This window comes from Streptomyces sp. NPDC111802, assembly GCF_055634335.1.
On sequence record NZ_JBVKCZ010000005.1, the window covers coordinates 215349 to 227755 of the forward strand.

The window sequence follows — 12407 nt, forward strand, 5'->3', positions numbered from 1 at the left end:
GCACGAAATCCCTTGCACGAAGGACCCGCTCAAAGGACCCGCTCATGCTGAACATCGCGGAGACACTGCACCGTTGGTGCCGCGAGGCACGCCCCTTCGCCCTGGCCACCGTCGTCGACGTCCGCGGCAGCGCACCGCTGCCGGTCGGTACGTCGGTCGCCGTGGACGAGGACGGCGGCGCGGTCGGCAGCATCTCCGGCGGCTGCGTCGAGGGAGCGGTCTACGAACTGTGCCAACAGGTGCTCAGCGGTCGCAGCGCCCCCCGGCGTGCTTCGTTCGGCTACTCCGACGACGACGCCTTCGCCGTCGGCCTGACCTGCGGCGGCGAACTCGACGTACTCGTCCAACGCATCGATCCCACGGTCCAGCCGCACCTGGCCGCCGCCCTCGCCGACGTCGTCCAGGGCCGGCCCACCGCCATGGCCCAGGTCGTGGCCGGCCCCCGCGACCTCATCGGCTCCACCCTGAGCGTCCTCGCCGACGGTGGCGTCGCCTACGGCACCCTGAACAGCGGTCCGACGGACAAGCTGGTGGCCGAGGAGGCACGGGCCCTGCTGCGGGCCGGGCGTACCACCCGTGTCACGGTCGGCGGGAACGGGAACGGGGACGGCTGCCCCGAACCGATGACCGTCCTCGTCCACGTCCACGCGTCCCGCCCCCGCCTGCTGATCTTCGGCGCCGTCGACTTCGCCGCCGCACTCAGCCGGGCCGGCCACTTCCTCGGCTACCGGGTCACCGTGTGCGATGCCCGCCCCGTCTTCGCCACGCCCGCCCGCTTCCCGTACGCCGACGAGGTCGTGGTCGACTGGCCCCACCGTTACCTGTCACGGACGGGCGTGGACTCTCGCACCGCCGTCTGCGTCCTCACCCACGACGCCAAATTCGACATCCCGCTGCTGCGGCTCGCCCTCGACCTGCCGGTGGGCTATGTCGGCGCGATGGGCTCCCGGCGCACCCACGACGAACGCCTGCGCCTGCTGAGCGAGACCGACGTTTCCGAAGCCCAACTCGCCCGCCTGCACTCACCGATCGGCCTCGACCTCGGCGCCCGCACCCCCGAGGAGACGGCCGTCTCCATCACCGCGGAGATCATCGCCCACACCAACCGGGGCACGGGCCTGCCCCTGTCCCAGGCCACCGGACCGATCCACCGGCCGCTTCAGGGGGCGTCGCCCTGACCTCACCGCTGAGGCAAGCAGGACCTCCGCTGGTCGATCGGGTACGCCACCCAGGGCATTGGCTGACGCGGCGCTCGGTCAGCGGAGGGAGGACGAGGGCGACATGTTCTGCTCGGCGGCCCAGGAAGCGAGGATGCGCAGCCGCTCATGGGTGAGCGAACCGGGGGCGCCGGTCCAGACGGTCAGATGCTGGTCGGGATCGGTGTTGGCGGTGAGAGTGTCCCAGTCCAGGACGAGCTCGCCGACGACCGGATGATGGAGCGTCTTGGTGCCCACGGTGCGGGCGGCCACCTTGTGATCGCCCCACCACTGGGCGAACTGCTTGTCGTGCGTGGACAGTTCACCGACCAGCGCGATCAGACGCGGGTCCTCTGGATACTTCGCCGCCTCCATCCGCACCTGCGCCACGGCGATCCGCGCCGAGCCCTCCCAATCGGCGTACAGGCTGCGCATCGCCGGATCGGTGAAGATGAGCCGCGGGTAGTTGCGGTGCTTCTCCGGAATGCGGGAGAAATCAGTGATCAGCGCGGCCGCCAGCCCGTTCCACGCGAGAATGTCACCGCGTCGCCCCTGCACGATGGCCGGGGTGGCGGTGAGGTCGTCCAGCACGCGTTGCAGCTGCGGCTGGACCTTCTGCCTGCCGTGGCGCCGGGTGGTGCGGACGGTGGTCTTGCCCGCGAGCTGGAACAGATAGCCCCGCTCGTCGTCGTCCAGGTGCAGTACGCGGGCGATGGTGTCCAGCACGGGAGCGGACGCCTGCATACGGCCCTGCTCAAGACGGGTGTAGTAGTCCGTGCTGATCGAGGCGAGCTGGGCGACCTCCTCACGGCGCAGCCCGGCCACCCGGCGGGGCCCGCCCGTCTCCGGCAGCCCGACCGTGCGCGGACTCAGCTCCGAACGGCGCTTCTTGAGGAACTCGCCCAGCTCATTGAGAGGAACGTTGCCGGTCATGCTTCCCATCCTGACGAGGCCGATAGGTTCTGGTCGGCGGCCCAGGAGGCGAGGATGCGCAGCCTGTCGTGCGCGGGGGACCCCGGGGCAGCGGTCCAGACCGTCATGTACTGGTCGGGGTCGGTGCTGGCGGTGAGCGTGTCGCAGTCGAGGGTCATCTCGCCCACGACCGGATGGATCAGGGTCTTCGTGCCCACGGTGCGGGCGGCGACGCGGTGGTCGCCCCACCACTGGGCGAACTGCTGGTCGCGCATGGACAGTTCACCGACCAGCGCGATCAGACGCGGGTCCTCGGGATACTTCGCCGCCTCCATCCGCAGCTGCGCCACGGTGACCTGTGCAGCCGTCTCCCAGTCGGCGTAAAGGCCGCGCAGCGCCGGGTCGGCGAAGATGAGCCGCGGGTAGTTGCGCTGCTTCTCCGGAATACGGGAGAAATCAGTGACCAGCGCGGCCGCCAGCCCGTTCCACGCCAGAATGTCACCGCGCCGTCCCTGGACCAGGGCGGGTACGGAGATGAGGTCCTCCAGCACCCGCTGCAATTGCGGCTGCACCTTCTGCCTGCCACGCCGCCGCGTGCGGACGGTGGTCCTGCCCGCGAGCTGGAACAGATAGCCCCGCTCGTCGTCGTCCAGGTGCAGTACGCGGGCGATGGTGTCCAGCACGGGAGCGGACGCCTGCATACGGCCCTGCTCGAGCCGGGTGTAATAGTCCGTGCTGATGCCGGCGAGCTGGGCGACCTCCTCGCGGCGCAGTCCTTCGACCCGGCGGGGCCGGCTGGTCGAAGGGAGTCCGACCGTGCGCGGGCTCAGCCTTGAGCGGCGCTTCTTGAGGAATTCTCCCAGTTCATTCAGGGTGACATCGCTGGTCATGCTTCCCAGCATTACATCGATCGCACGGGAGGAAGGGGGGAGAATTTCCTCCCTGGATGTTCCTCTCCCCGGATAGATTCCTCCGCTTTTCGCGCCCGCCCTCGCGTGTGAGTCTCGATTTCGAGCAGCCGTCCCGATTCCCGGCTGCGGATTCAGACCCTCGTACCGAAGGAAGCCCCCATCATGCGCGGAGCAGTCATTCACGCCCCCGGCGACGTGCGCTTCGAGAACCTGGACGACCCGAAGATCAGCCGGCCGACCGACGCCGTCATCCGCACGGTCGCCACCTGCGTGTGCGGTTCGGATTTGTGGCCCTACCGCGGCGCTGAACCGGTGGACGAGCCCCATCCGATGGGGCACGAGTACGTCGGCATCGTCGAGGAGGTCGGCAGCGGGGTCACCCACGTCAAGCCGGGCCAGTTCGTGGTCGGCTCGTTCGCCACCTCGGACAACACGTGTGCGAACTGCCGTAACGGCTGGCAGTCCAGCTGTCTGAACCGCGAGTTCATGAGCACCTGCCAGGCCGACTACGTCCGCATCCCCAACGCTCACGGCACCCTGGTCGCCACCGACGAGCACCCTTCCGGCGAACTGGTGCCCAGCCTGCTCGCCGTCTCCGACGTGATGGGCACCGGCTGGTACGCCGCCCTCGCCGCCGAGGTGAAGCCCGGCTCCACCGCCGTCGTCGTCGGCGACGGGGCGGTCGGCCTGTGCGGTGTCATCGCGGCGAAGGAACTGGGCGCCGAGCGGATCATCGCCATGAGCCGCCATGAATCCCGGCAGCGGCTGGCCGTGGAGTTCGGTGCCACGGACATCATCAGTGAACGCGGCGACGAGGGCATCGCCCGCGTCAAAGACCTCACCGGCGGCATCGGCGCCGACTCGGTCCTGGAGTGCGTCGGCACGCCCGAGGCCATGCGTCAGGCCCTGCACTGCGCCCGGCCCGGCGGCAACGTCGGCTTCGTAGGCGTCCCGCACGAGGTGGCGATCGACGGCGAGGAGCTGTTCTTCTCCCACGTCGGCCTGCGCGGCGGCCCCGCCCCCGTGCGCCGCTACCTGCCCGACCTGATCGACCGGGTCCTGACCGGCCGGATCAACCCGGGCAAGGTCTTCGACCTCACTCTGCCTCTGGACCAGGTCGCCGAGGGCTACAAGGCGATGGACGAGCGCCGCGCCATCAAGAGCCTCCTGAAGCCCTGACCCCGCAGACCCCACCGCACACGGGGCGGCGCCTCACCACGCGCCCTCGGTTCGCTCCCCCGAAGGATTCGCCATGACCACGTTCGCTCTCGTCGGTGCCGGCCCCGGCCTGGGCCTGGCCACCGCCCACCGCTTCGGCGAGGCGGGGCACAGCGTCGCGCTCGTCGCGCGCGACGCCGACCGTCTCGACCACCTCGCCGGCACGCTGCACGAGGACGGGATTCAGGCCCGCGGCTACACCGCCGACGTCCTGGAGGCCGCCACACTCACCACGGCCCTTGAGACGGCCGCCGACGAGCTGGGCCCGATCGAGATCCTGCAGTACAGCCCGGTGCCCCGCGGCGACTTCATGAAGCCGGTCCTGGACACGACCGCCACCGATCTGGACGACCCGCTGGCCTTCTCCGTCAAGGGCCCGGTCACCTGCGTGAACACGGTCCTGCCCGGCATGCGGGCCCTGGGTCGCGGCACCCTGCTGTTCGTCAACGGCGGCAGCGCGGTGCGCCCCCACCCCGAGCGGGCCGGCACCTCGATCGCGTTCGCCGCCGAGAGCGCGTACGCGGCCATGCTGCACGACGCGCTCGCCACGGAGAACATTCACGCCGCCCAACTGATCATCCCCGGTGCGATCCGCCCCGATGCCGAGCACTCCAGCCCCGCCGTCCTGGCCGAACGCCTCTACGCGCTGCACACCGAACGCGACGGGTTCCGGCACTACGCCGAACCCATGCCCCAGTGATGGGACGGCCCGTGCCATGCCCTCCACACCTCGACGGACTCTGCTCCGCGCCGCACCGGCCGCCGCTGTACTGCTGGCCGTGACCGCCTGCGCCGGTGGGACGTCGTCGTCCTCCGCGCCGTCAGCCACCTCGGTGGCCTCGGCGTCAGCCCCCACGCCCACCAGGACCTCAGGGAAGGCCACGGCCATGGACATTCGCCTCACCGTCGACGGCCACCCGGTCGCCGCCACCCTCAATGACAGCGCGACCGCTCGCGACTTCGCGGCCCTCATCCCGCTCACGCTGGACCTGGAGGACTTCCACCAGGCCGAGAAGATCGTCGATCTTCCTCGCCGGCTGTCCACCTCCGGTGCTCCGGAGGGAGCCGCCCCGAAGGCCGGTGACCTCGGCTACTACGCGCCTTGGGGCCAGCTGGTCCTGTACTACCGCGATGTCCCCTACGCCGACGGCATCGTCATCCTCGGCCACCTCGCCGACGACCGTGACATCGACCGGCTGACCACCGCCTCCAAGGTGACCGTCGAAGCCGCCCGCTGAGCGGCCCGTTCCGTCGCTGCCCCGCCCGAACCCCGTATCTCATCGAACAAGGACCACCCGCATGCCCACCGCCTCCGGAACCACCCCCGGCAAGCTGCCCTTTGTCGTCTGGGTGCTCGCCGCCGGCACGTTCCTGATGGGGACCACCGAGTTCGTCATCGCCGGACTGCTCCCGGAGATGGCCTCCGACCTCGGCGTCAGCGTCTCCCACGCCGGCCTGCTGATCACGGCCTTCGCCATCGGCATGATCATCGGCGGGCCGACCATGGCCCTGGCCACCCTGCGCCTGCCGCGGCGCCGGACGCTGGTGATGGCCCTGGCCGTCTTCGCGCTCGGCCACGTCGTCGCCGCGCTGAGCACCTCCTTCGCCGTCGTGCTCGCCGCCCGGGTGGTCACCGCCCTGGCCACCGGAGCGTTCTGGGCCGTCGGATTCGTCATCGCCACCGCCGCCGCGGGCCCCGCCCACTCGACCCGAGCGGTCGGCGTCATGATGGGCGGCCTGACCCTGGCCAACGTGGTCGGCGTGCCGATCGGCTCACTGGCAGGTCAGGTCACCGGCTGGCGCGGCCCGTTCTGGGCCCTGGCCGTCCTGGCGGCCCTGGCCGCCGCGTTCGTCGGGCGCTTCATCCCCCGGATGGAGCAGCAGGGCCAGGTTTCCGTGCGTGCCGAGGTCGGTGCGCTGCGGCAGGGCCGGCTGTGGCTGGCGCTCGCCGCCGCGGTGCTGATCATGGGCGGTGTCCTGGCCACGTACACCTACATCACCCCGCTGCTGACCGACCGCGCCGGCATCGCGGCCGGTGTCGTGCCGCTGGTCCTGATCGCCTTCGGCATCGGCGCCCTGGGCGGTACCGCCATCGGCGGCCGTCTCGGCGACCGCTCCCCCATGGCCACGACGATCACCGCTGCCGCGGCGACCGCTCTCACGCTGCTGGTGATGATCCCGCTGTCGACCAGGCCGGTGGCGGCCGTCGTCCTGGTCTTTGTGATGGCGCTGACCGGGTTCACCGTCAACCCGGTCGTCACCTCGCTCGCCGTCCGCTTCGCCGGCGACGCCCCCACCCTCACCTCGGCCCTGACCACCTCCGCCTACAACACCGGCATCGCGGCCGGCTCCGCGCTCGCCGGACGGGCCCTGGACTCCTCCCTCGGCCTGACCGGACCGCCGCTGGTCGGCGTCGTCTCCACGGCCCTGACTCTCCTTCCGCTCATCGCCCTCGCGCTCGGCGGCCCGGCCCGCCCGGCACGGATCGTCGCCCAGCGCACCGACTCCAACGGTCACCGCACGGAGGAGACGCCGACCGTGAACGCGCACTGAATTCCCCTACACCGCACATCCTCGGAGCACACACATGTCAGAGATCCTCAAGAAGCCCGAGACCGCCAAGGGCCCGGCCGAGTGGTTCACCGGCGACGTCTGGTTCGACGTCATCGCCCCGCCCGGCGGCCCGCAGCAGGGCCGCTGCAACTCGGTGCACTTCGCCCCCGGCGCCCGCACCGCCTGGCACCGGCACGCCAACGGCCAGCTGCTGCACGTGACCGAAGGCGTCGGCCTGACCCAGGTCCGTGGCGGCGAAATCGTCGTCGTCCGGCCCGGCGACACCGTCTGGTGCCCGGCCGACGTCTGGCACTGGCACGGTGCCGCCCCCGATCACTTCATGACCCACCTGGCCATCTGGGACAGCCTCGCCGAAGGCCGGCGAGGCCCGGAGACCGAATGGGGCGAGCACGTCACGGAGGAGCAGTACAACGGCCGGCCGGTCTGATCCGGAGGGCAAGGGCCCTGGTGGGAACGGATCACGCCGGTACCAGCTGCCACTGCTGGTTGGCGCCGCCGCCGGCGGTCCACTGCACGACCTTGGCGCCGTCGCCGGTGTCCCAGCCGTACACGTCCGCCGCCAGCCCGCTGTCGTGGCTGACGATGGTGAAGTACCCGTCGCCGGTGGGTCGCAGGTACCACTGCTGGTTGGTGCCGCCGGTGGATGTCCACTGCTGAAGCTGGAGCCCGACGGTCGAGGAGTAGCCGTCGACATCGAGCGCCTTGCCGCTGCTGACGTAGCTCAGTGTGTACGCCCCGCCGGGGGCGGCGTTGATGGTCCAGGCGCCGCCGTCCGCTTTCTGGACGACCGACGCGCCGTCCGCGGTCGACCCGCCGGCCACGGCGAGCGGCTTGCCGCTGTTGCGGTTGACGACGCGGTAGTTCGTGCCCGCCACCGGTTGGTCGGCGATCTCGAAGCGGTCGACGGTGGCCCAGTCGTGCGTCGCGGCGTCCCGCTTGGTGCCGGTGACGCGCACCCGGATCGAGTGCTTGCCGGAAGCGAGCCGGGGGCTGGACCACACCGAGACGTCGCCGGTGCGCGCCGCCGAGTACAGGTCGACCAGCGCCTCGGCCCCGCCGTCGATGGACACGCCCACCATGCCATGGCTCGGCGCGGTCACGGCGTGCAGCGTGACGCCGGTGCCCACGAAGTTCAGCGTCGCCGTGTCATTCGTGACGTCACTGTAGGAGTTGGTGCCGGCGTAGGGGCCGGTCTCGTCGCTCGCGTGACTCCAACTGCCGTTGTAGGTCACCGCGGTGGCGGCGTCGTCCACGTTGGTCGGCGCGTTGCCCAGGTTGAGGTACTCGACCGAGTCGGTGAACGTCGTGCTGCCCGACTTCGTGGTCGACAGCACCAGGTACACGCGGGAGCCACTGGCCGGCGCGGTGAACGAGACCGGCCGGGTGACCCGGGAGCCGAGCGGGATGGTCAGGGGTTCGCTGCCGGACGCGATGACCGTGCCGTCGGGCCGGTCGAGGCGCGCCGTCCAGTTGAAGCCGACGGAGGTGTTGCTGAGGTCGTCGTTGAAGACGGTGATGTTCCGGGTGATGGTGCTGTTGTGGGAGTACGTGTCCACCTTCTCCGGGAGCGGGAAGGTGCCGTTCTCGTCCGACTGGCCGGAGGCCGACCAGTAGGGCAGGTCGATCGCGGCGACCGGGTTGAACGCGGCCTGGATGCGCTGGATCTGCGGGTTGCTCCACGGGGCGGGCAGGTTGTCCTCGCCGTAGACGGGGTGGCCGCCCTCCTCGGGGACGAAGTCGGTGCTCTTCACGCCGGGCACGAAGCTCGCCCAGCCGGACAGCAGGGTGTAGGGGCGCAGGTCGCTGGCGTCCTTGGCGCGCTTGGCCGCCGTCGCGGTGGCGAACCACTCGAAGCCCTGCTTGGTGTTGGACTTGTTCCAGACGTACTCGCCCTCACCGTCGGGCCGGCCGTCCAGGGAGGTGCGTGCCTCGCCGTACTTGCCGATGCCGTCGAGGTAGTGCGAGAAGGCGGTGAAGTTGCCGTTCAGCAGGCCGGGGTACGGGTTGGTGTTCCAGGCGGTGTCGACGCTGACCGGCCGGGTGCCGTCGTTGCCGTTCATCGCCGCGTACAGGTCCTTCTCGAAGGACTCGGAGTCGAAGCTGCTGATGTCCGCCTCGTTGCTCTGGCTCCAGCGGATGATCGCGGGGTGGTTGCGGTCGCGCAGGGTCAGTGCCCTGGCGTGGTCGACCATGTTGTCGTGTCCGGCGACGAAGTCCTGGCAGCTGCAGGTGCCGCGGATCGCGGTCTCGTCGATGACCATCAGGCCCATCTCGTCGGCCACGTCGATCATGTACGGGCTGGCCGGCTCCTGGTGGAAGCGGACCACGTTGTAGTTGAGCCGCTGGTAGTTGTCGACCGCCTGCGGCCAGCCGCCGTTGCCCGTGGACGGCGGGAGAAAGCCGGGCAGCGTGTCGTAGGCGTCGCCCTTGCCGCCGTTGTTGATCCGGTCGTAGTCCGCGCCTTGCAGGCTGTCACCGCGGAGGTTCACGCGCACGCCATTGAGGTAGTAGTACTCGCCGTTCTGGGTGGTCTCGCGGAACCCGAACCGGTAGGTGGCGTCGCTGGTGCGGCCGTCGTCGGTCAAGGCGTGCACCGACAGCTTGTGCAACTGGGCGCGGTATCCGGCGCGGTAGGGCACGTTCGGCCACCAGTACGAGGCGGAGCCGAGGTTCCACGCCACCGGGCCGACCGTCACCTTGGCGGTCGAGTGGGCGGCCACGGTGACCGTACGGCTGGGCAGCGCCGGGTAGTTGAACGACCCACCGCTGTCCGAGGAGAGCGCGCTGGTCAGCGTCACCGACCGCGAGCTGCCGGAGGTGTTCGTCACGGACACGTCGTAGGTGAGGGTCTTGTCGGCCACGGAGGTGCGGACGAACGCGTCGTTGACGTACACCGCCGGGTACACGCGCATGAAGGCCGAGCGGTAGATGCCCTGGGGGATCGCCTCGGACCAGTCGGCAGCGTCGGGAACCAGGGTCTTGTTCCCATTCATCAGGGCGTAGCGGCCCTTCACGTTCACGCTGATCGTGTGGGTGGTGCCGGGGGCGGCGAAGGCGGATATGTCGAAGTTCGACGGTGTGAAGGAGGTGGTCCGGGTGGCGACCACCTGTCCGTCCACCGACAGCGTCGCCTGATGGTTCACCGCGCCGAACTCGATCCACACCGACTGCGGCTGCCCCGTGTCCGGCACGGTCACGGTGCGCGAGTACGTCGCCTCGTTCACGTCGGTGAAGCCCTGCTTGTACCAGCCGCCGCCGGGCACGGTGATCGACGTCGCCGCGCGGCCCTTGGGCGTGAAGCTCCATGTTCCGGCCAGGTCGACCGACCTGATCGCGGCGTTGCCAGCGGTGAACCCGTTGATGTCCGACACCGCCGCGGCGGACGCCGGTGGCGGCGCCGCCAGGATCCCGGCAAGCAGCGCCGCGACGACCACAAACAACTGGGCGAAACGTCTCCGGCCTGTGCGGCCGTGTTGATCACTCAAGGACATGCGGGGCCCCTGTCTCGACGCGTCAAGGAGATGTCCAGCCTTCAACAACAGCGACCAGAACATGGGACGTATATATAGGGCGCGGCGAAAGCGTTGTCCATACTTCGCACAGAAAGGGCGATCACCCAGGCGGACTTACCTGCGGTTATGGTGAAATCGACGTGAACCTGCACCGATGCAGTCAGTCCACTTGCCCCAAATCATAGGATGTATAGCTGCTCCCAGGGCCAAACTAGCCAAGCCAAGCCTTGACCCTGTCGGGGTTCGCCTCCACCCACTTCTTCGCCGCCGCCTCCGGTGTCATCTTGTCGAGCGCGATGTACTTGGCGACGGTGTTCTGGTCGGCGTTGGTCCACTTGAAGTTCTTCACCAGGTCGTAGGCCGGGCTGCCGGACTTCGCGAACCGGGTGCTGACGATCTTGTCGAGATCGAACACGGGATAGTCGCAGGCGACCTTCGCCGGATCCGCGTCGCAGCCTGCCGTGCGCTTGGGCAACTCGACGTGGACCAGCGGCACCTCCGAGAAGAACCACTGCGGCTCGTAGAAGTAGCCGATCACCCACTTCTTGTTCTTCTCGGCGTCCCGGAAGGCCTGGATCAGCGCGGTCTCGCTGCCCGCGTACACCACCTTGAAGTCCAGCTTCAGGGTCTCCACCAGTGCCTCGTCGTTGGTCTGGTACGACGGGTCGCCGTCGAGGAGCTGGCCCTTGCTGCCCGACTCGGAGGTCTTGAAGTTCGAGGCGTACTTGTTGAGGTTCTTCCAACTGGTGATGTCCGGATACTTCTTCGCGATCCACGGCGGGACGTACCAGCCGATGACACCCTTGTTGCCGGTCGGGCCGAGGTTCACGGCGGTCTTCTGCTCGGCGATGTACTTCTTCTTCAGGTCGTCGTGGCCCCAGTTCTCCAGGATGGCGTCGACCTCGCCCGTCTCGAACCCCTGCCAGCCGATCTCCGCCTTCAGGTCCTTCTTGACGACCTTGCAGGCGAGTTCCTTCTCCGCGACGTAGGCGACGACCGCCGCGTCGGCCTCGTAGCCCACCCATGGGTTGACCGCGAGGTTCAAGGTGCCGCACTTGCCCGAGCCGCCGTCCGCCGCGGCGGGTTCGTCGCCGACCTTCGCCCCACTGCAGGCGGTCAGGGCGAGACCGAGTACGGCCATCCCCGCCGCGCCGGGACGCCAGTGTGTCGCTCGCTTTGCCATCGTCCTGCTCCTTGTGCGCCGGGGTATCGCGCCGTTGTCCGAGTGAGGGAGTCGAGAGGAGTCACGTCATGTCCAGGGCGCACCGGAACCCCACGTTGCCGGTTGCCGAGTCCGGGAAGAGGCCCTGCCGCGCGGCGACCCGGTAGCGGCGGCAGTAGGAGGCGTGGCACAGGTAGGAGCCGCCCTTGGCGACGCGCCGCCCGCCGCCGAGGGAGGGGTCGAGGGAGGGGAGGAACGGATCCTCGCACCATTCCCAGACGTTGCCGGTGGCGTTGTACAGGCCGAAGCCGCCCGGCTCGTAGGCGTCGACCGGGCAGGTGCCGTACCAGCCGTCGGCCGTCGGATGGCGGTGAGGGAAGTCGCCCTGCCACACATTCATCCGGGGACGGCCGCCCGGCTCGAACTCGTCGCCCCAGGGGAACACCTTCGCGTGCAGCCCTCCTCGGGCGGCGCGTTCCCATTCCGCCTCGGTGGGCAGGCGTTTGCCGGCCCAGGCGCAGTAGGCGCGGGCGTCGTCCCAGTCGACGTGGACGACCGGATGATCCGCCCGGTCCTGCCAGGTGGAGTGCGGTCCGTCGGGATGGCGCCAGTCGGCACCCTCGACCTGTCGCCACCAGGGAGCGGCCGCCACCGCGCGGGTGGGCGGGAAGTCGTCCGGGAGCAGCCCGGCGAAGACGAACGACCAGCCGATCCGCTCGGCCGAGGTGCGATACCCAGTGTCGGCGGCGAAGCGCGCGAACTGGGCGTTGGACACAGTGCAGACGTCGATCCGGAAGGCGTCGACGTACACCGCACGCACCGGACCTTCCCCGTCGGCCGGGTAGGAGAGCGCGTCCTGGCTGCCCATGAGGAACTCGCCGGCGGGGATGGTCACCATGCCTTCCGGTGTTGCCCGGTGGAC

General features: G+C 69.7%; 11 protein-coding genes. 6 read left to right on the plus strand and 5 right to left on the minus strand.

Annotated elements, in window-relative coordinates:
- The first annotated feature begins 44 nt into the window (after window positions 1-44).
- Window positions 45-1178 carry an XdhC family protein gene (locus tag ACZ7NC_RS07240; protein WP_471485662.1) on the plus strand — a complete coding sequence of 378 codons (1134 nt, stop codon included), beginning with the start codon at window positions 45-47 and terminating at the stop codon, window positions 1176-1178.
- A gap of 78 nt (window positions 1179-1256) precedes the next feature.
- Here ACZ7NC_RS07240 and ACZ7NC_RS07245 read toward each other — a convergent pair whose 3' ends face one another.
- Together ACZ7NC_RS07245 and ACZ7NC_RS07250 are read right to left on the minus strand one after the other, a co-directional pair.
- Window positions 1257-2129 carry a helix-turn-helix domain-containing protein gene (locus ACZ7NC_RS07245; protein WP_471485664.1) on the minus strand — a complete coding sequence of 291 codons (873 nt, stop codon included), beginning with the start codon at window positions 2127-2129 and terminating at the stop codon, window positions 1257-1259.
- Window positions 2126-2998, minus strand: a complete 873-nt coding sequence (locus ACZ7NC_RS07250) for a helix-turn-helix domain-containing protein (RefSeq protein WP_471485666.1) — start codon at window positions 2996-2998, stop codon at window positions 2126-2128. Before ACZ7NC_RS07250 ends, ACZ7NC_RS07245 begins: the two co-directional genes overlap by 4 nt.
- Before the next feature lie 183 nt (window positions 2999-3181).
- Between ACZ7NC_RS07250 and ACZ7NC_RS07255 the strand changes: the two genes are divergently transcribed.
- The 5 genes from ACZ7NC_RS07255 to ACZ7NC_RS07275 all read left to right on the plus strand — a co-directional run bounded on the left by ACZ7NC_RS07255 (window position 3182) and on the right by ACZ7NC_RS07275 (window position 7238).
- Window positions 3182-4198, plus strand: a complete 1017-nt coding sequence (locus tag ACZ7NC_RS07255) for a zinc-dependent alcohol dehydrogenase family protein (protein WP_471485668.1) — start codon at window positions 3182-3184, stop codon at window positions 4196-4198.
- 73 nt (window positions 4199-4271) lie between these two features.
- A complete protein-coding gene (locus ACZ7NC_RS07260; protein WP_471485670.1) occupies window positions 4272-4937 on the plus strand; it encodes an SDR family NAD(P)-dependent oxidoreductase in 666 nt (221 codons plus the stop codon).
- A 187-nt stretch (window positions 4938-5124) separates the two neighbouring features.
- Entirely contained in the window at window positions 5125-5475 is a 351-nt protein-coding gene (locus ACZ7NC_RS07265) for a cyclophilin-like fold protein (protein ID WP_471485672.1), read from the plus strand.
- A 61-nt stretch (window positions 5476-5536) separates the two neighbouring features.
- Window positions 5537-6790: an MFS transporter gene (locus tag ACZ7NC_RS07270; RefSeq protein ID WP_471485674.1), complete on the plus strand. Its 1254-nt coding sequence runs from the start codon at window positions 5537-5539 to the stop codon at window positions 6788-6790.
- A gap of 34 nt (window positions 6791-6824) precedes the next feature.
- Entirely contained in the window at window positions 6825-7238 is a 414-nt protein-coding gene (locus ACZ7NC_RS07275) for a (R)-mandelonitrile lyase (RefSeq protein WP_471485676.1), read from the plus strand.
- A 31-nt stretch (window positions 7239-7269) separates the two neighbouring features.
- On the opposite strand, the gene ACZ7NC_RS07280 is transcribed toward ACZ7NC_RS07275, so the two are convergent.
- The 3 genes from ACZ7NC_RS07280 to ACZ7NC_RS07290 form a co-directional block, all read right to left on the minus strand.
- Entirely contained in the window at window positions 7270-10302 is a 3033-nt protein-coding gene (locus ACZ7NC_RS07280) for an RICIN domain-containing protein (RefSeq protein WP_471485678.1), read from the minus strand.
- 232 nt (window positions 10303-10534) lie between these two features.
- Window positions 10535-11506, minus strand: coding sequence for an ABC transporter substrate-binding protein (locus tag ACZ7NC_RS07285; RefSeq protein WP_471485680.1), 972 nt, complete (start codon window positions 11504-11506; stop codon window positions 10535-10537).
- Between the two features lie 61 nt (window positions 11507-11567).
- The gene (locus ACZ7NC_RS07290) at window positions 11568-12383 is read right to left on the minus strand and encodes a formylglycine-generating enzyme family protein (RefSeq protein ID WP_471485682.1); all 816 of its coding nucleotides are present in this window, start codon (window positions 12381-12383) and stop codon (window positions 11568-11570) included.
- Window positions 12384-12407 lie beyond the last annotated feature (24 nt).